This window comes from Allobosea sp. (assembly GCF_035944895.1).
Lineage (GTDB): Bacteria > Pseudomonadota > Alphaproteobacteria > Rhizobiales > Beijerinckiaceae > Allobosea.
Map to the genome: position 1 here is coordinate 1 of NZ_DASZAT010000016.1, position 23,317 is coordinate 23,317.

The 23,317-nt window shown below is 66.4% G+C and carries 22 protein-coding genes; 15 read left to right on the plus strand and 7 right to left on the minus strand.

Annotated elements, in window-relative coordinates; genetic code table 11:
- Positions 1-1,473: beta strand repeat-containing protein (locus tag VGV58_RS27015; protein WP_326877156.1), on the minus strand; the 1,473-nt coding region annotated here is incomplete at its 3' end.
- Between the two features lie 318 nt (positions 1,474-1,791).
- Here VGV58_RS27015 and VGV58_RS27020 point away from each other — a divergent pair.
- The 5 genes from VGV58_RS27020 (at position 1,792) to VGV58_RS27040 (ending at position 6,777) form a co-directional block, all read left to right on the plus strand.
- A complete protein-coding gene (locus VGV58_RS27020) occupies positions 1,792-2,973 on the plus strand; it encodes an ABC transporter substrate-binding protein (protein WP_326877157.1) in 1,182 nt (393 codons plus the stop codon).
- A gap of 14 nt (positions 2,974-2,987) precedes the next feature.
- Positions 2,988-4,010, plus strand: coding sequence for a Gfo/Idh/MocA family protein (locus tag VGV58_RS27025; protein ID WP_326877158.1), 1,023 nt, complete (start codon positions 2,988-2,990; stop codon positions 4,008-4,010).
- Complete coding sequence (locus tag VGV58_RS27030; protein WP_326877159.1) at positions 4,007-5,011, plus strand: Gfo/Idh/MocA family protein; 1,005 nt, start codon at positions 4,007-4,009, stop codon at positions 5,009-5,011. The genes VGV58_RS27025 and VGV58_RS27030 overlap by 4 nt, the downstream gene beginning before the upstream one ends.
- A gap of 93 nt (positions 5,012-5,104) precedes the next feature.
- Entirely contained in the window at positions 5,105-6,313 is a 1,209-nt protein-coding gene (locus tag VGV58_RS27035; protein WP_326877160.1) for an ImmA/IrrE family metallo-endopeptidase, read from the plus strand.
- A complete protein-coding gene (locus tag VGV58_RS27040) occupies positions 6,310-6,777 on the plus strand; it encodes a PIN domain-containing protein (RefSeq protein WP_326877161.1) in 468 nt (155 codons plus the stop codon). The genes VGV58_RS27035 and VGV58_RS27040 overlap by 4 nt, the downstream gene beginning before the upstream one ends.
- A gap of 6 nt (positions 6,778-6,783) precedes the next feature.
- Here VGV58_RS27040 and VGV58_RS27045 read toward each other — a convergent pair whose 3' ends face one another.
- Entirely contained in the window at positions 6,784-8,544 is a 1,761-nt protein-coding gene (locus VGV58_RS27045; protein WP_326877162.1) for a methyl-accepting chemotaxis protein, read from the minus strand.
- A 286-nt stretch (positions 8,545-8,830) separates the two neighbouring features.
- Here VGV58_RS27045 and solA point away from each other — a divergent pair, with 286 nt between their 5' ends.
- From solA to VGV58_RS27070, 5 genes are all read left to right on the plus strand, one after another.
- Positions 8,831-9,970, plus strand: coding sequence for an N-methyl-L-tryptophan oxidase (gene solA, locus VGV58_RS27050; protein ID WP_326877163.1), 1,140 nt, complete (start codon positions 8,831-8,833; stop codon positions 9,968-9,970).
- 80 nt (positions 9,971-10,050) lie between these two features.
- Positions 10,051-10,953, plus strand: coding sequence for a DMT family transporter (locus VGV58_RS27055; protein ID WP_326877164.1), 903 nt, complete (start codon positions 10,051-10,053; stop codon positions 10,951-10,953).
- On the plus strand, positions 10,950-12,119 hold the full coding sequence (locus VGV58_RS27060) for a multidrug effflux MFS transporter (RefSeq protein ID WP_326877165.1): 1,170 nt from the start codon (positions 10,950-10,952) through the stop codon (positions 12,117-12,119). Before VGV58_RS27055 ends, VGV58_RS27060 begins: the two co-directional genes overlap by 4 nt.
- A 224-nt stretch (positions 12,120-12,343) precedes the next feature.
- Positions 12,344-12,943, plus strand: coding sequence for a TRAP transporter small permease subunit (locus VGV58_RS27065; protein ID WP_326877166.1), 600 nt, complete (start codon positions 12,344-12,346; stop codon positions 12,941-12,943).
- A 143-nt stretch (positions 12,944-13,086) separates the two neighbouring features.
- Positions 13,087-14,751 (plus strand): TRAP transporter large permease, encoded by a 1,665-nt coding sequence (locus tag VGV58_RS27070; protein WP_414644148.1) that lies wholly within the window; start codon positions 13,087-13,089, stop codon positions 14,749-14,751.
- 175 nt (positions 14,752-14,926) lie between these two features.
- Here VGV58_RS27070 and VGV58_RS27075 read toward each other — a convergent pair whose 3' ends face one another.
- Both VGV58_RS27075 and VGV58_RS27080 read right to left on the minus strand, forming a co-directional pair.
- Positions 14,927-15,316, minus strand: coding sequence for a hypothetical protein (locus VGV58_RS27075; protein ID WP_326877167.1), 390 nt, complete (start codon positions 15,314-15,316; stop codon positions 14,927-14,929).
- 67 nt (positions 15,317-15,383) lie between these two features.
- Positions 15,384-15,830 carry an Lrp/AsnC family transcriptional regulator gene (locus tag VGV58_RS27080; RefSeq protein WP_326877168.1) on the minus strand — a complete coding sequence of 149 codons (447 nt, stop codon included), beginning with the start codon at positions 15,828-15,830 and terminating at the stop codon, positions 15,384-15,386.
- Between the two features lie 110 nt (positions 15,831-15,940).
- On the opposite strand from VGV58_RS27080, the gene VGV58_RS27085 reads away from it, so the two are divergent.
- On the plus strand, positions 15,941-16,252 hold the full coding sequence (locus tag VGV58_RS27085) for a cupin (RefSeq protein ID WP_326877169.1): 312 nt from the start codon (positions 15,941-15,943) through the stop codon (positions 16,250-16,252).
- Positions 16,253-16,323: 71 nt separating this feature from the next.
- Here the strand turns inward: VGV58_RS27085 and VGV58_RS27090 are convergent, their stop codons facing one another.
- Together VGV58_RS27090 and VGV58_RS27095 are read right to left on the minus strand one after the other, a co-directional pair.
- Positions 16,324-17,418, minus strand: coding sequence for a TRAP transporter substrate-binding protein (locus VGV58_RS27090; RefSeq protein WP_326877170.1), 1,095 nt, complete (start codon positions 17,416-17,418; stop codon positions 16,324-16,326).
- Positions 17,419-17,661: 243 nt separating this feature from the next.
- The gene (locus tag VGV58_RS27095; RefSeq protein ID WP_326877171.1) at positions 17,662-18,747 is read right to left on the minus strand and encodes a TRAP transporter substrate-binding protein; all 1,086 of its coding nucleotides are present in this window, start codon (positions 18,745-18,747) and stop codon (positions 17,662-17,664) included.
- Positions 18,748-19,059: 312 nt separating this feature from the next.
- On the opposite strand from VGV58_RS27095, the gene VGV58_RS27100 reads away from it, so the two are divergent.
- The 4 genes from VGV58_RS27100 to VGV58_RS27115 are packed head-to-tail and all read left to right on the plus strand — an operon-like array spanning position 19,060 to position 22,679.
- On the plus strand, positions 19,060-19,479 hold the full coding sequence (locus tag VGV58_RS27100) for a thiol-disulfide oxidoreductase DCC family protein (RefSeq protein ID WP_326877172.1): 420 nt from the start codon (positions 19,060-19,062) through the stop codon (positions 19,477-19,479).
- Positions 19,476-21,158 carry an SDR family oxidoreductase gene (locus VGV58_RS27105; RefSeq protein ID WP_326877173.1) on the plus strand — a complete coding sequence of 561 codons (1,683 nt, stop codon included), beginning with the start codon at positions 19,476-19,478 and terminating at the stop codon, positions 21,156-21,158. Before VGV58_RS27100 ends, VGV58_RS27105 begins: the two co-directional genes overlap by 4 nt.
- Positions 21,145-22,197 carry an agmatinase gene (speB, locus tag VGV58_RS27110; protein WP_326877174.1) on the plus strand — a complete coding sequence of 351 codons (1,053 nt, stop codon included), beginning with the start codon at positions 21,145-21,147 and terminating at the stop codon, positions 22,195-22,197. The genes VGV58_RS27105 and speB overlap by 14 nt, the downstream gene beginning before the upstream one ends.
- Positions 22,194-22,679: an Lrp/AsnC family transcriptional regulator gene (locus VGV58_RS27115; RefSeq protein ID WP_326877175.1), complete on the plus strand. Its 486-nt coding sequence runs from the start codon at positions 22,194-22,196 to the stop codon at positions 22,677-22,679. The genes speB and VGV58_RS27115 overlap by 4 nt, the downstream gene beginning before the upstream one ends.
- 14 nt (positions 22,680-22,693) lie before the next feature.
- On the opposite strand, the gene VGV58_RS27120 is transcribed toward VGV58_RS27115, so the two are convergent.
- Complete coding sequence (locus VGV58_RS27120) at positions 22,694-23,317, minus strand: TetR/AcrR family transcriptional regulator (protein ID WP_326877176.1); 624 nt, start codon at positions 23,315-23,317, stop codon at positions 22,694-22,696.

Below are 23,317 nucleotides of genomic sequence, written 5' to 3' on the forward strand. Positions count from 1 at the left end.
GGCGTCGCTGCTGTTGCGCAGGCTGAGGAAGGCCGACAGCGTCAGGTCGCCGCCATAGCTGCCGGTCAGCCCGGTCGAGGTCAGGATGGTGTAGCGCTGGCCGGCGACGAAGGTCCCGCCGGTATAGTTGATCACCGAGACACTCGCGCCATTGGCCAGCGTTGCCGTGCCCTTCACGTCGATGCGATCCGAGGTTCCGGTCGTGGGATCGACCTCGACCTCGTAGACCGAACCGGCATTCTGGACATAGGCGCCATTGACGGTGAGCGTGCCAATCGAGTTGCCGGGCGTGATCCGCCCGCCCGAGGCCACCGTCGTCGCTCCGACCGTGCCCGAGCCGCCGAGGCGGGCGCCCGACGCAACCGTCACCGCCGAGCCGGCGAGCGAGCCGTTCACCACCAGCGCGCCTTCGCTGACCGTCGTCGCGCCCGAGAAATCGCCGCTGCCGGCGATCGTCCAGGTGCTCGCCCCCGTCTTCTCCACGCGGTCGAAGTTCTGGTACTGCGAGGCGCTGCCGAGGCCGCCATCCAGCGTCCAGTTGTCGGAGCCGGCCAGACGCAGCGTGTCCCGGGTGCCGGCAGCGCTCGCGACGACGTTGCCGGTGATCTGCGAACCGGCCTGAAGTTCCAGAGTGGTCACGCTGGCAGCGCCCGCGGTGACCGTGATCGCGTTGGCGCTGTTGCTGCCGGCGCTGATCGTTCCGGCATTGACGATGGTGGCGTTATTCGCCGCGCTGGTGATCGCAGCGGCCTCGAAACCACCTTCGATCACGCCGAAATTCCTGATCGTCTGGTTCCCGAGGGTAAAGAGCCGAATGCCGACGGCGCCCACCGTTCCGTCCGTACTCGTCGCCCCGCGGATCACACCGGTGCTGTTGTTGACGAGGGTACCGGTTTGGGAGGCGCCGGTGAGCTGAATCACTAAACCCACGCCGGCAGAAGCGGCCGCAGCGCTGCCCTGGATCAGGCCGTTGTTGATGATGGTGCCGCCACCGATGGAAATGCTCGCGCCGACTAATCCATTCGACCCACCCGTGATCGTGCCGTTATTGACCAGCGTCGAGGCATTCCACACCGACGCGCCGAGGCGGTTGGTATACCCTGTGATCGTTCCGTAGTTCGTCAGAAGCCCGCCGGTGTTGATCGTCAGGTTCAGGCTCGCGTCGCCGCCTGTGATATTACCGACAAGCTCCCACTCGCCCCGCAGCGTGGTGGCGGTCAGCGTGAAGCCTTGCGTATCGATCCTGATCGGCTTGGACGCCAAAGCCGATATACCGGGAACCTGGAAACTGCCCGTCAGCACGATGGTCGAGCTGGGATCGCCATCGGCATTGGCGGCGGTGAGCGCGATAGTGAACTCGCTCGCATTGCTCGCTGTGTAAGTCGCAGCCAAGGCAGTGGAGCCCTGCAGACAGGCCAGAGCCAGAGCAGCGCCGCTGACGCCAGCGACCAACGCCGAGCGGCTGCCAGCCATTCCAGAACGCTTCCCCGCAGCGAAACCCTTCAAGCCAGCGCGCATACCAAGCCCCTCCATAGCCAGCGCCGCTTAAATCGATTCGAGCGGCGTACAACCAGGACTAGAACCGGCTCGCTAAGGGACTGTTAAGACCTAAGGCAGGAACCGCATCGGGGGCCTGCGTCCAGTGCAGGAGAGAGGCGCATTCGGACGGCTCCAGCGCGCTCCGTCCCGCCACGCAGCCTCCCCCTGCTTTCGTCGCATCTTGCCGGGCGCGCCTTGTGTACTAGTATACCGGCAAGGCCGCAGCAAAGCAGGCCAGCACAGGGAGGTAGCATGACCCATCTCACACGGCGCGGCGTGATCGCCGGCGCTTCCAGCCTCGCCGCGCTTTCCGCCGGCGGAGCCCTCGCCCAGAGCGCGCCAGCAAGCCCGGTGATGCTCAACATCATCGACGTCGCCGGCAATCTGCAGCTCACCCAGGCTGCGATCGAGAAGTTCGCCAAGGACAATCCGAAGCTGATCTCGCGCCTGAATTTCTCGCGCGCGCCCTCGCCGGAGCTGCCGGCCAAGCTCAAGGCGCAGCAGGACGCCAACCGCGTCGACATCGACATGGTGCTGACCGGCCCGGGCGCGATGTCCGATGGCATCCAGCAGGGGCTGTGGATCGACGTCTGGAAGTCGCACACGGCCGCCCTGCCCAAGGCCGAGGAGATCTATCACGAGCAGGCGCTGATGATGCAGCGCAATTTCGGCCAGAACGAAGGCGTCGCCGTCGTCTATTCCCCGTCCGGGCCGCTGTTCGAATACATGGCCGACAAGATCAAGACGGTGCCGAAGACGGCCGAGGAATTCCTCGCCTATGTGAAGGCGAACCCCAACCGCTTCACCTATGCCCGCCCGCTCAATTCCGGGCCCGGCTGGACCTTCCTGCAGGGCATGCCCTACATCCTCGGCGACAGCGATCCTACCGACCCGATGAATGGCTGGGCCAAGACCTGGGCCTATCTCAAGGAGCTCGGTACCGCGATCGACTACTATCCGACCGGCACCGCCGCGACGATGAAAGAGCTCGGCGACGGCACGCGCGACTGCATCGTCTCGACGCTTGGGTGGGACATCAACCCGCGCGCCCTCGGCATCGTCCCGAAGGAGGCGAAGGTCTTCACCATCGCCAACACGCACTGGATCCCCGACACCCAGTTCATGTGCATCCCGAAGGGGGTGGTGGCGGACAAGATCGCGGTGATCCTGCAGCTGATGTCGCATCTGCTGAAGCCGGAATCGCAGGCGGCGACCTATGACAAGGGCTATTTCTATCCCGGCCCGGCGATCAAGGGCGTGACGCTCGCCATGGCGCCGAAGGAGAGCCAGGACGTGCTGAAGGAGTTCGGCCGGCCCGAATATGACGGGCTGATCTCCAGCCTGCCGACCCGTCCGCCATTGACGCCCGAGCGCCTGGTCGCCGCTTTCCGGCGCTGGGACCAGGAGATCGGCGTCGGCCACGCGCCCAAGTAGGATGCGCAAGTAAGATGCGCTTTTCAGCCATCGGCCTCGACCACCGCCATATCTACCATATGGTCGGTGGCCTGCTGGAGGCCGGCGCGGACTGCGCCGGCTTCGATCCCGCGACCAGCGATCCGCGCGTGCTCGCCGGCTTTCGCGAGCGCTTCCCGCAATTGCGGGAGGCGCCAGCCGAGGCGCTGCTCGACGATCCCACGGTCGACCTCGTCGTCTGCTCCGGCATCCCCTCGGAGCGGGCTGGCCTCGCCGTCAGGGCGATGCGGGCCGGCAAGGACGTGATGGTCGACAAGCCGGGCGTCACGACCTTCGAGCAGCTCGCCGAAGTCGAGCGGGTCGTCGCGGAGACCGGGCGGATCTTCTCCGTCTGCTTCTCCGAGCGCTTCATCGTCCCGGCCACCATCGTCGCCGGCAAGCTGATCGCGGACGGCGCGATCGGACGCGTGGTGCAGACGGTCGGTCTCGGCCCGCACCGGCTCAACCCGGCGATCCGGCCGGACTGGTTCTTCGACAAGCGCTATTTCGGCGGCATCCTCACCGACATCGCCTCGCACCAGATCGACCAGTTCCTGCATTTCACCGGCTCGCAGGATGCCGAGATCGTAGCCTCCGGCACCGGCCATTTCGGCCTGGCCGACCTGCCCGATTTCGAGGATTTCGGCGAGATCCTGCTGCGCAGCGACCGGGCCAACGGCTTTATCCGCGTCGACTGGTTCACCGCCGACGGCCTGCCGACCTGGGGCGACGGGCGGCTGACCATCCTGGGCACGGAAGGGACGATCGAGCTGCGCAAATATGTCGATATCGCCGGCCGACCGGGCACCGACCATGTCTTCCTGGTCGACAAGGCCGGCACGCGCCATATCGACGCCTCGGGCGAACCATTGACCTATTTCCGCGACCTGATCGCCGACATCGCCGATCGCAGCGAAACAGCGGCGACGCAGCAGCACATGTTCACGGTCTGCCGGCTCGCCTTGCATGCGCAGGACCGGGCCGTGCGCCTGCCCGTCAGAGGAAGCGACGCAAAGTGACACGCAAGCTCGGCATCGCCGTCATCGGGCTGGGACCGGCCGCCCTGCCCCATTCGCGCAGCCTCGTTGACCTGGCAGAGCGGGTCGATGTCCGGCATGTCGTCAGCCGCTCCCGGGAGCGGCTCGACGCCTATCGCGCGCAGTTCCCCTTCCCCGGCACGACGGACATCGAGGCCGTGCTGGCCGACAAGAGTGTCGAAGCGGTCATCGTGCTGACGCCGCCGGCGAGCCATCGCGATGTCGGCGCGCGCTGCCTTGCCGCCGGCAAGCATGTGCTGGTCGAGAAGCCGCTGGAGCTGACTGTCGCCCGCGGCGAGGAACTGGTCGCGGCGGCACGGCATGCCGGCAAGGTCTTCGGCGTCGTCCTGCAGCATCGCTTCCGCCCGGCGAGTCGGCGGCTCAAGGCGGCGCTCGACGGCGGTGAGCTCGGCAGCGTCGAAGCCGGCTTGCTGCAAGTGCCGTGGTGGCGCCCGCAGAGCTACTATGACGAGCCCGGCCGCGGCACGATGGCCCGCGACGGCGGCGGCGTGCTGCTGACGCAGGCGATCCACTCCTTCGACCTGTTCCGCTCGCTGGTCGGCGTGTCGAAGGTTGTCGCGGCGCAGGTACGCACAACCTCGCTACACAGGATGGAGACCGAGGATTATGTCGGCGCCCTGCTGGAGACCGGCAACGGCGCCCCGGCGACGCTGGTGACCACCACCGCCGCCCATCCCGGCCATCCCGAGCGCATCGAGATCATCGGCAGCAAGGGCCACGCCGCGCTGGTCGGCGGGCGGCTGCAGCTCTCCTTCCTCGACGGCCGCTCGGAGGTGGTCGAGGCCGAGGGCAATACCGGCAGCGGCGCCAACATCATGGACTTCCCGCATGATGCCCACCGCGCCGTGATCGCCGATTTCCTCGACGCGATCGAGACCGGGCGCGATCCGGTGGTGACGGGCGAGGAAGCCCTGACCTCGCAGCGCTGGATCGACGCGATCCTGGCGGCCGGGCGCGGCTGATCCTTGGCGCTCACCATTTGCGGCGATTGGACAGTTAGCTAATTTCAGATCTACTGACTCGGCTCAAAGGGTCGGATTCTTTGAACTGCCAGTTTGCTTCTAAAGCCCATCGTTAAAGGAAAAGCGGTCATCGCCAAATCGTCGCCAGTCGTGGGGCTAACGCCCGCCGTGCTGAAATGGGCGCGCGAAAGCGCGAACATGACGGCGGCTGATGTGGCAGAGCGACTGAAGAAAACGGCTGACCTCGTTGAAGCCTGGGAGGCCGGCGAGACCGCCCCCAGCTATCCCCAGCTCGAAACGCTCGCCTATGACATCTATAAGCGACCTCTCGCGCTGTTCTTCATGCCGACGCCGCCGGACGAGCCCCGCCCCCGCGCAGAGTTCCGTTCGCTGCCTGATGCCGACCTTAGCCATCTCTCACGCGACACGACCCTGCTCATCAGGAAAGCACGCGCATTTCAGGTTGCCCTGATTGAACTTTATGGCGACCGAAATCCGGTCGCTGCTCCGATATGGCGGCAGGCACGCTTGAACCCTCGCGCTGCCGTAGTTCAGCAGGCTGCTCGCGTTCGCGAAGTGCTCGGTATCAGCTTGGACGATGTCAGGCAGCGCCCCGATGCTGACACGGCCTTAAAGCTCTGGCGTCGAGCAATCGAGCGTGGCGGCGTGCACGTTTTCAAGGACACGTTCAAACAGCGCGAGCTCTCCGGATTTTGCCTCTGGCACCCAGAACTCCCTCTTATCCTGATCAATAACAGCACGACCAAGACGCGGCAGGTATTCAGCCTCATCCACGAATTGGTGCATGTGCTGTGCGATCGAAGCGGGATCAGTCGCTTTGACAGTCGCGGTATCGAAGAACTGCCGCCGGCCGACAGGGCCGTTGAACGCTTCTGCAACGCCGTAGCTGCCGAAATCCTCGTGCCCATGGCGGATTTCGAAGTCGCCGCGCGCGGCATTGATCCAGGGCGCGCATCCGATGAGCAGTTCGCAGCGCTAGCCGGACGCTATCACGTAAGTCGAAGTGTCGTTCTTCGCCGCTTTGTCGAGCGCGGCGAGGTGGCCGTAGACCGCTATCTCGCGAAGGATCGGGAATGGGCTGATCAACAGCGGGACGGAGGCAACGGCGGCAACTATTATGCGACGCAGGGCGCATATCTCAGCGAGCAATTCCTGCGCGAAGTGGTATCCCGCTATTCGCGGAGACTGCTGACAAGAACTGAGGCCGCCGAGCTAATCGGTGTAAAGCCGAAGAATTTTGAGCAATTCGAGGAAATGGTGCTGCGAGGTGCGGCAGCATGATTTATGTATTCGATGCCAATTCTTTTTCTGAGATGAGTCCATATTTTCCAGATATTTTCCCAACATTCTGGACCAGATTTGAGCAAGCTCTGGAAGCTGGAGAGATAACATCGACGCGCGAAGTGTTGCTTGAGTTGACCGATGGTCCCCAGCATCACGTTTTGGATTGGTGCAATCGGAACAAGACGATATTCGCCACTCCCGACGCGCAAGAAACGGCCTTTGTTGCGAGGATTTTCGCAGTTCCGCACTTTCGAGGCCTAATCGGCGAGAAGCAGCGTCTGCGCGGAACTCCAGTAGCTGACCCTTTCCTTATTGCACGGGCATCGGTGCTCAACGGCACGGTCGTCAGCGAAGAGAGTCCCAAGCCCAACAAGCCCAATATCCCGGGTGTCTGCCAGCACTTCGGCGTGCCGTGTATAAAGCTGGGCGACTTTCTCAGGGCGAAGGGCTGGTCCTTCTAGCCGAAACTACGCCATGCGATAGGCCATGCGCACGCCGCCCCAATGGCGGCCAGCGACGCGTAAGGGTGCGTCGACCTCGCGCATCAGCTGGACGCCCGCGCTGCCCATGTCGCGCTGATAGGACTGGATGATGAAGGGCCGCGCCGAACGCGCGGCCGTGATCCCGGCCCGGTCGTCGAAAATACGGCGATCGCGGCTATAGGCCGGGTCCCAATCCCGATCGTCGGGCCGTTGCGGCTGCGAGTATTCGGGGTGGTGCACCGGGACATAGCCGTTGCGGTCGATCGGCAGGGTGAAGACGAGGCGCGGATCGCTCGCCTTGGCCTGCTCCATCACCGACGGCAGGATCGCCTGCAAGACCGGCAGCGCCCGGTTGGCGAACTGGCGCGGATTGGAGTCCGGCACCGGCAGATAATCGGTGTCGAACAGGTCCTCCTCGCTGAGGCGGCCGGTGCGCAACGCCGACTCGAGCAGAGCGGCGACCCGGTGCGCGAATTCCTGTGCCTGCTCGATCAACGGGCGATAGCCTTCCTCGATCTCGGCAAGCCGCCTGTGCAGCGCCGCATGCGCCGCTTCCTCGCCGCGCTCGAAGGCAACGTGGAGGCCAAAATCGCTGCGCGCCATCACCCTGCACGGCAGCGGCGGCAGTCCCTCGACCGCGATCGTGCCGCGCATCCGCGGCCTCAGTTCGGAATCGGCAACCGACAGAAGGGCGCCGCCAAAGCCGAGGTCGATCGTCTGCCCGGCGACGATGCGCTCGCCGAACTCGAGCCTGACCGGACACTCGGCCGGAAAACGGTCGTGCTGGCGCCGATCGGCGAAGACGGTGTGGCGCAACGTCGGCACGAAGCGCTCGAGCAACCCTTCCGCCTGGCGCGCACCTTCGGCCAGCGCCCGCCTGGCATCGATGTTCTCCTGCGCGGCCGCGAGCGCGACACGATCGACCTCGCCGACGCGGTCGCGTACCGTATCGATGAAGCGGGCGGTCGCCTCGGCGCTGCGCGACAGCTCTGCCGCCGCCGCCGCCTGCTCATGCGAGGCCTCGCCGACCGTCGCCATGACCGGATTGACCTCGCCGACCAGGCGGAAGGCATCGGTGACGACAGCTGCCGAGCCCTGCGCCGTCTGGTTCAGCCGATCGACCTGGTTGCGGATATGGTCGACCGCCTCGCGCACGCCGAGCGAGAGCGACTTCACCTCCTGCGCGACGACACCGAAGCCCTTGCCGGCCTCACCGGCTCTGGCCGCCTCGATCGTGGCGTTGAGGGCGAGCAGATTGGTCTGGCGGGCGATCTCGGCGATGGCATCCACGATCGAGCGGATCTCGCTGGTCGCCGCCGCGAGCCCGTTGATCATCGCCGTCGCCTCGGCGGCGCGATCGGCGGCGTTGTCGAGCATGTCGCGGGCGCCGGACATGGCTGCGCCGACACGCTCGGCCGCCTCCGATACCTGCAAGGTCGCCGTCGCCAGCGCCGAGGAATTCTCGCTCGCCTGAACGGCCGCCTCGCTCAGCTCGGCCATGCCACCGCGGATCTCGCGGGAGCGGATTTCCGAACGCTCGGAGCAATGCTCGGCCTGGTCGAGTCCGTCATTCAGACGACGCATCGCAGCGACGACGTCGCTCTCCAGCTCGTTGATCGCCTCGCTGATCGAGGTCTCGGCGGGAACGGGAAGCTGCTGCGGTGTCTCCGCCACGGCCCGCAACGCAGCCGGCGCGGCAGCGGGGCCGGCACGGCCCAACAGGCGCCAGACGGAACGAGCAAGCATAGGCATTCCCGGGGCGAGACAGGATGCAAGAGCATGCCCCGACAGGGTTAACAAACCCCTGAGACAACCGGCGCGAGGCACGACTTCCCGACGCGGCCAGCTCCAGCGCCGGATCCGACCAGATTGAATCAATCTGGTCGGTGAATCCGGCTCTCACTTTGAGCTAGAGCCCTGCCCGCGACGCAGATGCGCTCACCTACCGGGCAGGATGGACCGCCATCGCCCGCCCGCCTAGATTGCAGGTAGTTTCAACCGGCGACACAGCCGGGCTCTCCAGGGACCTTCAATGAGTTCATCGCATTACGACGTGATCGTCGCCGGCGTCGGTGCGATGGGCTCTGCCGCCTGCTGGCACCTGGCCAAGCGTGGGCTCAAGGTGCTCGGTCTCGAGCGTTTCGACCTCGGCCATGCCATGGGCTCCTCGCACGGGCTGACGCGGATCATCCGCCTCGCCTATTTCGAGGGCTCGCATTATGTGCCGATCGTCAAGCGCGCCCACCAGCTCTGGCAGGAGACCGGTGATGCGGCCGGGCTGAAGCTGCTGCACGTCACCGGCTCGCTCGACCTTGCGCCCGAGGGTCTCGGCCCGGTCGAGTCCTCGCTGCAATCCTGCCTCGACCATGATCTCGAGCACGAAATGCTCGGCCGCGACGAGATCATGCGTCGCTTCCCCGGCTTCCATTTGCCGGATGGCTATCTCGGCCTCTGGCAGCCGGGCGGCGGCTTCGTCGCCTCGGAAAAGGCGATCTATGCCCATGTCGGGCTGGCGCAGTCGAAAGGCGCGGATATCCGCACCGGCGAGCCGATGCTCGACTGGCAGCCGACCGCCGATGGCGGCGTCACCGTCCGCACGGAACGGACTACCTACTCGGCCGGGCGGCTGGTGATCACCTCCGGCGGCTGGATCACGGATGCCGTGCCGCAGCTCGCGCGCTCGATGACGACGGTGCGCCAGGCGATCGGCTGGTTCACCACGCGCCGCCCGGAGCTGTTCCGCGAAGGCGCCTTCCCTGTCTTCATCCTCAGCGCCGAGGAAGGCACCTTCTACGGTTTCCCGCTCTACGAACATCCCGGCTTCAAGCTCGGCGGGCCGCATTTTGCCCGCGAGCCGATGGACCCTCGCGAGCCGGACCGGACGCCGAGCCCGAACCAGGTCAGGCTGATCCGCGAATGCCTGGCGCGCTACCTCCCCGACGCCAATGGCGACCCGCTGACGGTGAAGGGCTGCGTCTATACGGTCTCGCCCGACGAGGACTTCGTCATCGACGCCGTGCCCGGCGTGCCGCAGGCGGTATTCGCCTCGGCCTGCTCCGGCCATGGCTTCAAATTCGCCAGTGCGATCGGTGAAATCCTGGCGGACCTCGCCACCACCGGCCACTCCGCCTTCGATCTCTCGCCCTATTCCCTCGCCCGCTTCGACGCCTGAACCGTCGATCCGCCGCAACGCCTTGCCGTTTCGCCGAGATCGGCCGAGCGGACGATACGCAAAGCCTGACAGGACCCGCCTTGGCCACCGCCGCCCAGAACCGCCGCGGAATCATCGCCATGATGGCGGCGATGACGCTCTTCTGCTGCAACGACGCGCTGATGAAGCTCGCCCGCGAGGTCTTCCCAGCCGGCCAGGCGCTGGCGCTGCGCACCATCTTCGCCATGGTGGCCAGCCTTGCGCTGGTCGTGTTCATGAGCGACTGGCGCAAGTTGCCGCTCGGGCTGAGGCCGGTGGTCCTGGCACGCGCAGGTTTCGAAGCACTGTGCGCACTGACCTTCATCTGGGCATTGGGTTTGCTACCGCTCGCCAACATCACGGCGATCGTGATGGCCTCACCCTTGCTCATCGTCTTGCTGGCGGTGCTGCTGCGGATCGAATCTGTCGGCTGGCGACGGGCCCTGGCGTTGACGGTCGGCTTCATTGGCGTGCTGATCGTGATGCGCCCAAGCGCGGACGGCTTCAGTGCAGCCGCGCTGGTCGCGCTCGCCGGCGCCGGCTTCGTGGCGATCCGCGATCTGACGACCCGTTTCATCAGCAGCGACGTGCCATCGACCGTCGTATCCCTGACCGCAACGGTGGTCGTCGGGCTGCTGGGCGTCGGCATGAGCGCGCTCGAAACCTGGCAGTCGCCCTGGCGGATCGAGCTCGCCTATCTCGCAGGCGCTGCGCTTCTGGTCACAGCCGGCAGCTTCAGCATCATCAGCGCCTTCCGCAACACCGATGTCGGCGTCGTCGCGGGCTATCGCTACTCCGTCGTCCCGATCGCGGTGCTGATCGGCTGGCTGGTCTGGGGCGAGACGCCGGACGGCATCGCCTTCGCCGGGATTGCGCTGATCGTCGGCAGCGGCCTCTACACGCTGCACCGCCAGCGCGCCCGCCCCGATTCGCAGCTGAAGCCCGAGGGCGACAAACCGCTATGACAGCGAAGCCCACCCTCACCGTCCTCGTCGCGATCTCGACGCTGCAGCCGATCGCCCTCAACATGCTGGCGCCGGCGACCCCGGCGCTCGCCCGCAACTTCGCCACCAGCTATGCGACGATCCAGCTGACGCTGACCCTCTTCCTGGTCGCTGTCGCGCTGACGCAGCTGATCGTCGGGCCGCTCTCCGACCGCTACGGACGCCGCCCCTGCGTGATCGCCGGCACAGCCGTGTTCGCGGCGGGCTCCGTGCTCGGCGCCCTGGCGGACAGCGCCGGGGTCCTGCTGCTCGCGCGCGTGCTGGAAGGCGCCGGTTCGGGCACGACCTTCGCCCTGGCGCGCGCCATCATCCGCGACACTGCGGGCCGCGATCAGGCGGCGCGTCAGATCGCGACCGTGACCATGGTGATGGTGGTCGCTCCGATGATCACGCCCTATCTCGGCGGCCATATCGAGACCAATCTCGGCTGGCGCATGATCTTCTGGTCGATGGCCGCGGCAGCCGCGATCGTGCTGGTCCTGGTCGGCCTGCGCCTGCCGGAGACGGCACCGAATGTCGGGGTTCGGACCTCGCTCACCGGCATCTTCCGGGCGTTTCCAGAGCTGGCGCGCGACCGCAGCTTCATCAGGAACGTCGTCGCGCTGGCGATGACCTCGGCCGCCTTCTTCGTCTTCATCGCCGCAGCGCCCTTCATCGTGGTCGAGACGATGGGGCGCGGCTCCGACACTTACGGTGCCTATTTCATCCTGAACGCCTTCGGCTACATGGTGGGCAATTTCACCATGTCCCGATTGGTGCTCAGGCACGGCACGGCGACGATGGCCTGGATCGGCCTCCTCATCTCGTTCGTGGCGACGACTATCGCCTTTGCCATCGCACTGACGCCCTGGTGGACCCCTCTCACCCTTTTCCTGCCGCTCGCCATCAACGCGATCGGCAACGGCCTGACACTGCCGGGGGCGACCGCCGCGGCGCTTTCGGCCCGGCCTGAGCTCGCCGGCTCGGCGGCCGGACTCGCCGGCGCAATCCAGCTCGGCTCCGGCGCGCTCGCCACCGTCGTCATCAGCTCGCTGGTGGCGCATTGGCCGCCGGCCCTGATGGCGATGATGTGGCTGATGCTGATCGTCGCCCTGCTCGCACTGCGCAGGGAGCCGCGCAAGCGCTGAACCCGCCCAGCCTGGGACGCCCGACCGGCGAATCCGCCTCTAAACTTTAGTCGCAAGGACCGGTTTGCCGGCCAGCTTCCGCGCCAGACCGGCCGGAATGGGTTCAGCGCCTGATCCACAGCGCCTTGCACCCGGCAATGTTGTACGGCATGTAGCAATCGTATAACCGCCCTTCGCAAACCGCATGATGCGGCCGCAAATCCACGAGGTCAGGGAGGACTGAGGTGGACGCACCCCTCGCTTTGAGCCGCGCGATCGACACGCTCAATCTCAAGATCGGCCGATCGGTCGCCTGGTTGATCCTCGTCGCCGTCATCGTCTCCGCCGTCAACGCGATCATCCGCAAGGTCTTCAACATCTCGTCGAACGCCTGGCTCGAATTGCAATGGGTGCTGTTCGGCGCGGTGTTCCTGCTCTGCGCGTCGTGGACGCTGCAGGTGAAGGAGCACATCCGCATCGACATCGTGAACAACCTGCTGCCCAAGCGCGTGCAGCAATGGATCGACCTGATCGGTCATCTCCTGTTCCTGCTGCCGTTCTGCGCGCTGATGGTCTACCACTCCGGCCCGTTCTTCCTGCGCTCCTACCAGGTCAACGAGCAGTCGCTCTCGGCCGGCGGCCTGCCGCAATGGCCAGCCAAGGGCCTCGTCATCGTCGGCTTCTTCCTGCTGCTTCTGCAGGGCATCTCGGAAGTGATCAAGCAGATCGCGATCATGACCGGCAGGCTCGACGACGACGCCCATGGCGGCGGCCACGCCGCCGCCGCGGAAGCCGAAGCCCAGCGCCTGATCGACCAGGCCAAGGCCGAAGGCCTCGCCCCGTGAGCCCAGACGCAGCTTTCCGGACCCGCTCCATGACCTTCGTTCGTTCCGCCGCGCTGCTGCTCGCGCTCACCGCGGCCGCCTTCCTCAGCCTGCACACCGGCGACGCCCATGCCGCCGGGATCGGCGATTTCCTGCGCGTCAACATGGCGCCGGTGATGTTCGCCGCGCTCGTGCTCTTCCTGCTGCTCGGCTATCCCGTCGCCTTCGCGCTCGCCGCCAACGGCCTGTTCTTCGCGGTGGTCGGCATCGAGCTCGGGATGTTCCAGGAGAACTTCCTGCAGGCGCTGCCGGAACGCATCTACGGCACGATGAACAACGACGTGCTGCTGGCGATCCCGTTCTTCACCTTCATGGGCCTGGTGCTCGAGCGCTCGGGCATGGCGGAGGACCTGCTCGACACGATCGGCCAGCTCTTCGGGCCGATCCGCGGCGGCCTCGCCTATGCGGTGATCTTCGTCGGCGCGCTGCTCGCCGCCACGACCGGCGTCGTCGCAGCTTCCGTCATCTCGATGGGCCTGATCTCGCTGCCGATCATGCTGCGCTACGGCTATGACCGCCGGCTCGCCTCAGGCGTGATCGCGGCCTCGGGCACGCTGGCGCAGATCATCCCGCCCTCGCTCGTCCTGATCGTGCTCGCCGACCAGCTCGGCCGTTCGGTCGGCGACATGTACGAGGGCGCCTTCATTCCCGGGCTGGTGCTGTCCGGGCTCTATGCCGGCTATGTCTTCCTGGTCACCATCGTCAAGCCCGAACGCGCGCCCGGCCTGCCGCCGGAGGCGCAGACCCTGCGCGACGCCGACGGCAAGACCCGCCGCTTCTCGCTGCTGGTGGTGACGATCATCGCCTTCGCCGTCGCCATCGCCTACATGAAGTACTTCACCAAGGTCGGCGGCGGCGCGGACTTCGTCATCCTGACCATGTCGGTCGCGGTCGCGATCTCCTTCGTGATCGCGCTGGTCAACAAGTTCCTGAAGCTCAACCTGCTCTCGCGCATGACCGAGCAGGTGGTCTTCGTGATGGTGCCGCCGCTGGCACTGATCTTCCTGGTGCTCGGAACGATCTTCATCGGCGTCGCCACGCCGACCGAAGGCGGCGCCATGGGCGCGGCCGGCGCGATCCTGCTCGCCTGGGGCAAGAAGCGCATGACCTTCGACCTGCTGCGGCAGGCGACGGAATCGACCGCCAAGCTCTCGGCCTTCGTGCTGTTCATCCTGGTCGGCGCGCGCGTGTTCTCTCTGACCTTCTACGGCGTCAACGGCCATGTCTGGGTCGAGCACCTGCTCGTCGGGCTGCCCGGCGGTGCGACGGGCTTCCTGATCGTCGTCAACGTCCTGGTCTTCCTGCTCGCCTTCTTCCTCGACTTCTTCGAGCTCGCCTTCATCATCGTGCCGCTGCTCGGCCCGGCGGCGGAGAAGCTCGGCATCGACCTGATCTGGTTCGGCGTCATCCTCGGCGTGAACATGCAGACCTCGTTCATGCATCCGCCCTTCGGCTTCGCCCTGTTCTTCCTGCGCTCGGTCGCGCCGAAGAAAGCCTACAAGGACAAGATCACCGGCAAGATGATGGAGCCGGTGACGACCGGACAGATCTACTGGGGCGCAGTGCCCTTCGTGGTGATCCAGTGCATCATGGTCGCGCTCGTCGTGCTCTTCCCGCAGATGGTGATGCACTACAAGAACTCTGGCGTTCAGCTCGACCAGCAACAGATCAACAAGCAGCTCGACAGCATCAGCATTCCGGGGCTCGGCGGTTCCGGTGGGCTGCCTGGGCTCGATCTCAATGCCCCGCCGACGCTGAATTTGAAATAAGCGCCAAGGCCAGAAACGACGAAGCCCCGGATCGCCGATCCGGGGCTTTTGCTTTTTCAGCCGTCATGCTCGGGCCTGTCCCGAGCGTCTCAGCTCGAAAGAGGCGCTTATCGGCCCCTTCTTGTCACGAGTTTCCCGGGTCTACGCTTCGCTTCGCCCGAGAATGACGCCAGCCTCACCAGCGCTGCCAGCCGTTGTTCAGGTTGTTGTCGATCCGGCCGCGGCCGCTGATGACGGCGCGCACCTCGCCCACGGAGCTCTGGCTGCGCGCCTCGCCATAGACCATCGCATCGGCACCGGAGCCGTAGCCGCGGCGGCCAGAGGTCTTGCCGAATTCGACACGGACCCCGCCGCCGACGCGGACGCAGGCCGAGGAGCCCTCGACGCGGACGAAGCCCGGCCCGTATTCCGGACAGGGACGTGTCGCCTGGTTCGGCGCGGGCCGCGCAGCAGCCGGTTTGGCCTGGACGGGGCCGCGACCGGGGATCGGCTCGCCGATCGACTGGGCAACGGCGAGCGCCGGCAAGCCCAGGGTCGCGAGGATGATGGCGAGTGGCAGCTTCATGTGCACCCCGATTTGCGATGCGCCCAGCCTAGCGCCTCGAACAAGGCCGGGCTAGGGCGACAACGGCTCAACCGGCCCTGAGACTTTCCGCCAGGATCGGCGCCGTCTCGATCTCGCCGACCCCTGGCACCGCGCTCAGCCTGTCGACCAGTCGCGACAGGGCCGGCGCATCCTCTGTCTCCACGATCAGCATCGCATCGACGGGACCGGCCAGCGAATAGCAGGCGACGATCTCTGGCCAGGTCCGGAAACGATCGAGCACGACAGCGCAGGGGCGCGTGCGGATACGCAGCGAGAGCATCGCGCGGGTCACCGGCGGCTTCGGCCGCTCCGCCAGCCGTACCGTATAGCCGAGGATGACGCCGTCGCGCTCGAGCCTCGCCATGCGCTCCTGGATCGCGGTGCGCGACAGCCCCGCATCGCGCGCCAGCGCGGTGAAGGAGGCGCGGGCATCGGCCTGGAGCAGCGCGAGCAGCCTTCGGTCGATGGCGTCGAGATCACCGTCGTTTCGCAAGCGACATCCCTCCAGAAACCGCCGATCGCAGGCGTCGCCGGCGTCTTGCCTATGGCATGGGCGCCGCTGCCGGTGAAGATTCCAGGCCTCTTCCACCATGGAGAACCGGAATGAGGACGATCAAGCCGCAGGACTTCACCGGCAGCCGCGCCTGGGAGGCGCTCGACATCGAGCGCATCGACGACGCCACGATCCGGCTGCACTGGACCGACCAGCCCTACAAATGGCACGTCAACGACGGCCCGGAGGTCTTCGTCGTCCTCGACGGCGAGGTCGACATGCACACCCGCGCCGAGGGCATCGAAAGCGTGCAGCGGCTGGTGCGCGGCGACATCTTCCATGCGCAGGACGGCGACGCCCATGTCGCCCATCCCGTCGGCCCCGCACGCGTGCTCGTGATCGAGCGCGCCGGCAGCGTCTGAAAGGAAAAATCCCCGGCCTCGCGGCCGGGGATTTCAAGAAGTTGGCCGGCGGACCGGCATTCGCCCTCTTCTCAGAGCAGGTTGCCCGCGCGGGCGCGGATCAGGAAATTGTCGTAGGTGTATTCGGCGATCTGGAACCAAAGATATTCGTCGCCGCGGAAGGCCGACATCGCCTCGTAGATCTTCTTGAAGTCGGGGTTCTTGGCGTTGGTCTCGGCATAGACCTCCTTGGACGCCTTGAGGCAGGCTTCCATGATCTCCTGCGAGAACGGCCGCAATTGCGCGCCACCGCCGACCAGCCGCTTCAGCGCCGCCGGGTTGCGCGCATCGTACTTGGCCTGCATGTCGATATTGGCGAGGCCTGCGGCCGTGGTCAGGATCGACTTGTAGACCTTCGGCAGGGCCTCCCACTTCGCCGTGTTCAGGAAGAAGTGCAGCGAGGCACCGCCCTCCCACCAGCCGGGGTAGTAATAATAGGGTGCGACCTTGTTGAAGCCGAGCTTCTCGTCATCAGCCGGCCCGACCCATTCGGCCGCGTCGATCGTGCCCTTCTCCAACGCCGGATAGATGTCGCCGCCGCCGATCTGCTGCGGCACGACGCCGAGCTTGCTGACGACCTGGCCAGCAAAGCCGCCGATGCGCATCTTCAGCCCCTGGAGATCGGCAACCGTCTTGATCTCCTTGCGGAACCAGCCGCCCATCTGGCAGCCGGTATTGCCGCCCGGCAGCGCGTAGATGTTGTGCTTCTTGTAGAACTCGTTGAGCAGGTCCATGCCGCCGCCATGGTAGAACCAGGCGTTCTGCTGGCGGGCATTGAGACCGAAGGGCACTGCCGTGCCGAAGGCGAAGGTCGGATCCTTGCCGACATAATAGTACGAGGCGGTGTGGCACATCTCGACCGTGCCGTTGGTCACCGCATCCGCCGCTTGCAGCGCCGGCACGATCTCGCCAGCCGCGAAGACCTGGATCTGGAACTTGCCGTCGGTCGCTTCGGACACCGCCTTCGACAGCACCTCCGAGGCGCCATAGATCGTATCCAGCGATTTCGGGAAGGATGAGGTGACGCGCCATTTCACCTCGGGCATGGATTGCGCGATGGCCGGAGCGGCAATGACGCTGGCGGCACCGCTGGCACCTGCGACCTTCAGAAACTGACGACGCTTCATCGTGAGGAGCTCCTCCCAGAGCATGCGAGGCGCGCCGGTGTTTTCCGGTTCGCGCGCAAGAGCGTCAGAAGAGGCGATCCGCAGCGCGAGCGCAAGCATGAGGCATGGCCCCCATGCGATTTTCGCATAGGTATTTAGTCCAACCCATCTTGGCATCTGCGCACAACCTGCCCTCGCTATCCGGGCAAAACAAAAGCCCGGCCTTGCGGCCGGGCTTCACAGTCGCAGCCGTGCTGGAGGCCGTTACTTCCCGCGGTTGCGCACCTGGAAGATGTCGTAGGTGAGCTCGGCCACCTGCCACCACAGATACTGGTCGCCGCGGAAGGCGGTCATCGCGTCGATCGCCTTCTTGAAGTCGGCGTTCTTGGCAGAGATCTCGGCATAGACCTCGTTGGCGGCCTTGAGCGAGGCCTCCATCATGTCCTGCGGGAACGGACGCAGCTGCGCGCCAGCCGCCACCAGACGCTTCAGCGCGGCCGGGTTCTGCACATCGTACTTTGCGGTCATCGTGTTGGTGGCGACGGCCGAGGCCGCCCGCAGCGCTGCCTGGTAGTGCTTCGGCAGGCCTTCCCACTTCTCGATGTTGATGAAGGCGTGAACCGCCGGGCCACCCTCCCAGAAGCCGGGATAGTAGTAATAGGGCGCGACCTTGGCGAAGCCGAGCTTCTCGTCGTCATAGGGGCCGACCCATTCGGCGCCGTCGATCGTGCCCTTCTCCAGCGCCGGATAGATGTCGCCGCCGGCGAGCTGCTGCGGCACGACGCCGAGCTTCTGCAGCACCGAACCGGCGATGCCGGCGATACGCATCTTCAGGCCCTGCAGGTCGGCGACGGTCTTGATCTCCTTGCGGAACCAGCCACCCATCTGGGCGCCGGTGTTGCCGCAGTGGATGCCGACGACGTTGAACTTCTTGAAGAAGTCGTTGAACAGCTGCTCGCCGCCGCCCTGTGCCAGCCAGGCCTGCTGCATGCGGGTGTTCAGGCCGAACGGCACCGAGGAGGGAATGGCGAAGGTCGGATCCTTGCCGACATAGTAATAGGCGACGGTGTGGGCGATCTCGACGGTGTTGTTCGAGACCGCGTCGAGCGCCTGCAGGCCGGGAACGATCTCGCCGGCCGCGAAGACCTGGATCTGGAACTTGCCGTCGGTCAGCTCGGAGACCACCTTGGCCAGCGTCTCGCCGCCGCCGTAGATCGTGTCGAGCGATTTCGGGAAGCTCGAGGTCAGGCGCCATTTGATCTCGGGGCTGGACTGGGCGATCGCCGGCATGGCGATGGCAGAGGCAGCCGCGCCGGCACCGGCGACCTTCATGAATTGACGACGCTTCATATGGGACATCTCCTCGTTTCGACGTTTATCGCCGCGCCCGTGCAGCAATAGCACCGGCGCGAACGACATTTGTAGGGCGACCTTGGTGTGATGCAGCGATGATCGGAAGCGGCAATCCGGGTTGACCCACGGTTAGTCGGCTCGCTTCGAATCTATACTTGCACAGGATTTGCGCAGCACTCCCCCAATCGTGACCGGATCGTCAACCAGTGCGAGGCGCTCGACAATTGCACTCAGAGCATGGCACGGCTGCATGGGAAGCGCATGGACCTTTTTCTATCCTTGGTCAACCGTCGGCTGTAACGAGGCCTCATGACCAGCCCTGCCGCCCCGATCTGGCTCTATGACGGCGTCTGCGTGCTCTGCTCCGGCGGCGTGCGCTACACCCTGCGACAAGAGCGCGACCACGACATCCGCTTCGTCGCAATCCAGTCGAACGAAGGCCGCGCGCTGGCGCAGGCGCACGGCATCGATCCGGACGAGCCGGACAGCTTCCTCTTCATCGAGAATGACCGGGCGCTGGCGAAATCCGACGGCGTGCTGGCGCTGACCCGCCATCTGAATGGGCCGGCACGCCTGCTGCTGCTCGGCCGGGCGCTGCCGAAAGCCTGGCGCGACTGGCTTTACGATCGCGTCGCGCGCAACCGCTATCGGCTCTTCGGCCAGAAGGCGTCCTGCGAGATGCCCGATCCGGCGACGCGCCATCGCTTCACTTTGCCAGACGGCCCATGAAGCGCGTCGTCCTGATCGGCGCCACCGGCGTCTTCGGCCGGAGGCTGGCGCGCCATCTCTCGCGCATGGATGGCATCGAGCTGGTGCTGACATCGCGAAACGGCGCGAAGGCCCATGCGTTCGCACAGGAGCTGGCAGACGGCGCGAGCGCCCCGGTCAGCGGAGTGGGGTTCGATCGCGACAAGGAGCTCGTGGCCTCGCTCGCCGCGCTGAAGCCCTGGCTGGTGATCGACGCCTCCGGGCCGTTCCAGCAACAGGGCTATGAAGTCCCGACCGCGGCGCTGCTGCTCGGCGCCCATGTCGTCGACCTCGCCGATGCGCGCGGCTATCTCGCCGGCTATGGCCCGCAGCTGGATAAGCTCGCGAAGCAGCGCGACCTCGTCGCGCTCGCGGGCGCGAGCTCGACGCCGGCGCTCTCGGCCGCGGCGGCGCGGGAATTGAGCGAAGGCTGGGAGCGCCTCGACAGCATCGACATCGCGATCACGCCGGGCGGGCGCAGCGAAGTCGGCCCCTCCGTCATCGCCGCGATCCTAAGCTATGCCGGCAAGCCCGTGCCGATCTGGCGCGAAGGCGAATTGCAGGCGATTTCGGGCTGGGGCACCGGCGAGGTCATCGACATGCCTGGTCTCGGCCTGCGCCGGGTTGCGCCAGTGGAGACGGTCGATGCGGAGACCCTCGGCCCGGGCCTCGCCGTGCGCTCGCGGGTGGCCTTCTCGGCCGGACTGGAAGCCGGGATCGAGCAATGGGGCTTGGCGCTGCTCGCCTGGCTGCACCGCCGCGGCTGGGTAACGGATCTGACGCCGCTGGTGCCCTACCTCGTGAAGGCGCGCAGGATCACCCGGCTCTGGACCTCGGACCGCGGCGGCATGCGCGTCGCCATCTCCGGAATCGATGCGAAAGAGCGGCCGCGCCGGGCCTATTGGTCGTTGCTGGCGGAGAACGACGACGGCCCGCAGGTGCCGACACTGGCGGCGGCCGCGGCGGTGCGCGCCTTACTCGGGAATGCCATCGCTCCGGGCGCGCGCTCGGCGGCCGAGGCGCTCGACCTCGCCATGATCGAGGCCGAGATGGCGCCCTATGCGATCAGCACCAGCCAGGACGAGCGCGCCGTCGGCCCTGCTTTGTTCGAGACCGTGCTCGGCGCGCAGCCCTTCGCGATGATGCCCGCAGCAATCCGGGCCTTCCACGCCAATGACGCCGAGCCGGTCTGGCAGGGCCGGGCCGAGGTCACGCGAGGGGATGGAGCGGTGATCGGGCTGCTCTGCCGGCTCTTCGGCTTGCCTGAGACCGGCGCCGCGCTGCCGGTGACTGTCAGCGTCGCCAGGGGCGATTCGTTCGATGAGACCTGCGAGATCTGGACCCGCAACTTCGCCGGCCAGCGCTTCCAGTCACGCCTGAGCGTTGATCGGAAGGGCGAATTGCGCGAGGCCTTCGGCCCGTTCTCCTTCACGCTTGCCGCCGAGGGAAACCGGGAGGGCCTGTCGCTGCCGATCTCGGCCTGGCGCGTCTTCAGCCTGCCTTTGCCGCGCATCCTGATACCATCGGCCGAGGCGTATGAGACGGTCGACGCCGATGGCCGCTTCCGGTTCGACGTGAAGCTCTCTTTGCCCTTCTTCGGCCTGCTGGCGCATTATCGCGGCTGGCTCAAACCTCGGAGACCAAGCGATGGACCAGGATAAACTCGCGAAACTCAGGGCGCGCTATGCCGGGGCGAGCGGCGCCGACATCCATGATCCCCGCTTCGCCAAGGTCGCGGCCGGCCAGTTCCAGGGCGACCGGCGCAAATGGCCGTTCTCCGATGTCGCGACCTTCATCAATGCGCCCTACCGGCCGGAGGCCCTGAGCCAGCCTGATCTCGGTGGGCTCGACGTCGCGATCATCGGCCTGCCGATGGATCTGGGCGTCACCAACCGGGCCGGCACCCGTCTCGGACCGCGCGCGGTGCGCGCCGTCGAGCGCATGGGGCCGATGGACCATGTCAACGGCACCGCCCCGTTCAACCTGGTCAAGGCGGCCGATATCGGCGACGTGCCGTTCCGCTCGCGCTATTCGCTGGAGAGCTGCCATGAGGACATCGAGGCGACCTTCAAGCAGATCGTGAAGGCCGGCGTCTCGACGCTCGGCGTCGGTGGCGACCATTCGATCACCTATCCGATCCTGAAGGCGGTCGGCGAAAAGCGGCCGGTCGGCATGGTCCATATCGACGCCCATTGCGACACGTCGGGCCCCTATGAAGGCTCCAAGTTCCATCATGGCGGGCCGTTCCGGCAGGCGGTGCTCGACGGCGTGCTCGATCCCGAACGCGTCATCCAGATCGGCATCCGCGGCGGCGCCGAATATCTCTGGGAGTTCTCCTATGAGTCCGGCATGACCGTGATCCATGCCGACGAGGTCGACCGCATGGGGCTCGACGCGGTGATCGCCAAGGCGCTCGCCGTGATCGGCGATGGCCCGACCTACGTCTCCTTCGACGTCGATTCGCTCGATCCGGCCTTCGCGCCCGGCACCGGCACGCCGGAGGTCGGCGGCCTCACCCCGCGTGAGGCGCTCGCCATCCTGCGCGGCCTGAAAGGCCAGAACATCGTCGCCGCCGACGTGGTCGAGGTCGCCCCGCAATACGATGCGACCAGCAACACGGCGCAATGCGCGGCGCAGGTGCTCTTCCTCGAGCTCTGCCTGATCGCCGAGGCACGGGCCGCCGGCAAGGGCAGGCCGTGAAGCGCAAGGCGCTCCAGCTCGACGCGATCGATCGCCAGATCATCGCGATCCTGCGGGCGGAGGGCCGGATCACCAACCAGGCCCTGTCGGAACGGGTCGGGCTCTCGGCCCGGCCCTGCCTGGAGCGGATGCGCCGGCTGGAAGCCTCCGGGTTGATCGCAGGCTATGGCGCAAGGCTCTCGCCCGAGCTCGCCGGCCACGCCATCATCGCCTTCGCGCAGATCTCGCTGCGCGATCATTCGGTCGGTCGGCGCGAGCGGGTCGAGAAGGTGCTGCGCGCCTGTCCGGACGTGGTCGAGCTGCTGGTGATCAGCGGCGAGGCCGACTATCTCGCCCGCATCGTCGCCCCCTCGCTCGCCACCTATGAGGAGCTGACCGGCGCCTGGCTCGCCGACAACCAGCTCGGCATCGCCCGGATCGCGACCACCTTCGCGCTGAAGGCGCTGAAGGATTTCGAGGGCTATCCGCTGCTGGAGGAGTAGCGGGCGACCCTGCCCTAGCCGCCCTGCCCGGCGAGATGCCCCTTCAGCATGATGCGTAGTTCGGCAATGGCCGGCGCACGCACATTTTCATCGTCATCGGCACGCAGCAGCGCCGCGACCCGGATCAGGTGCAGGATCACGGCCGCGAGCGAGGCGACGCGCGCCTCCGCGACCGGCGGCTCGACCGCGCCGAGCAGCGCCACGATGCGACCGCGCAGACGAGCGCGCGCCTCCTTCTTGACGGCTGGATCGAGACTGCGCCGCTCGCCGACAGCGAGGAAGGCGGGGTTGTCTTCGAGATAGGTGACGAAGCGGGCAAAGAGCGCATCCACGACTGCCTCGACCGGCTGACCGCGCACCTCTCCCGCGAGCAGATCGAGCATGCCGACGAGCGCATGGAGATGGCGGGCATGCAGCGCCGCCGCGACATGCTCCTTGGTCGGGAAGAACTGGTAGAGCGAGCCGATCGAGGCGCCAGCGCGCGCCGCGATCTGCGTCATCGTCGCCGCCTCGTATCCGGCCTCGGCGAAGACAGCGCTGGCGCCGTCGAGCAGCGCCGAGACGCGCTTCAGGCCACGGCTGCGACTCGGTTCCTTGGCGGTCTTCTCTGCCGGGGGGCTTGAATTTTGTGAGGACAT

Coding starts and splice junctions, on each gene's coding strand:
- VGV58_RS27025 (WP_326877158.1), top strand. CDS start 2,988: ATGCGCTTTTCAGCCATCGGCCTCGACCACCGCCATATCTACCATATG.
- VGV58_RS27100 (WP_326877172.1), top strand. CDS start 19,060: ATGACCAGCCCTGCCGCCCCGATCTGGCTCTATGACGGCGTCTGCGTG.
- VGV58_RS27105 (WP_326877173.1), top strand. CDS start 19,476: ATGAAGCGCGTCGTCCTGATCGGCGCCACCGGCGTCTTCGGCCGGAGG.
- speB (WP_326877174.1), top strand. CDS start 21,145: ATGGACCAGGATAAACTCGCGAAACTCAGGGCGCGCTATGCCGGGGCG.
- VGV58_RS27120 (WP_326877176.1), bottom strand. CDS start 23,317: ATGTCCTCACAAAATTCAAGCCCCCCGGCAGAGAAGACCGCCAAGGAA.
- VGV58_RS27090 (WP_326877170.1), bottom strand. CDS start 17,418: ATGAAGCGTCGTCAGTTTCTGAAGGTCGCAGGTGCCAGCGGTGCCGCC.
- VGV58_RS27045 (WP_326877162.1), bottom strand. CDS start 8,544: ATGCTTGCTCGTTCCGTCTGGCGCCTGTTGGGCCGTGCCGGCCCCGCT.
- VGV58_RS27020 (WP_326877157.1), top strand. CDS start 1,792: ATGACCCATCTCACACGGCGCGGCGTGATCGCCGGCGCTTCCAGCCTC.
- VGV58_RS27085 (WP_326877169.1), top strand. CDS start 15,941: ATGAGGACGATCAAGCCGCAGGACTTCACCGGCAGCCGCGCCTGGGAG.
- VGV58_RS27040 (WP_326877161.1), top strand. CDS start 6,310: ATGATTTATGTATTCGATGCCAATTCTTTTTCTGAGATGAGTCCATAT.
- VGV58_RS27075 (WP_326877167.1), bottom strand. CDS start 15,316: ATGAAGCTGCCACTCGCCATCATCCTCGCGACCCTGGGCTTGCCGGCG.
- VGV58_RS27095 (WP_326877171.1), bottom strand. CDS start 18,747: ATGAAGCGTCGTCAATTCATGAAGGTCGCCGGTGCCGGCGCGGCTGCC.
- VGV58_RS27060 (WP_326877165.1), top strand. CDS start 10,950: ATGACAGCGAAGCCCACCCTCACCGTCCTCGTCGCGATCTCGACGCTG.
- VGV58_RS27070 (WP_414644148.1), top strand. CDS start 13,087: ATGGCGCCGGTGATGTTCGCCGCGCTCGTGCTCTTCCTGCTGCTCGGC.
- solA (WP_326877163.1), top strand. CDS start 8,831: ATGAGTTCATCGCATTACGACGTGATCGTCGCCGGCGTCGGTGCGATG.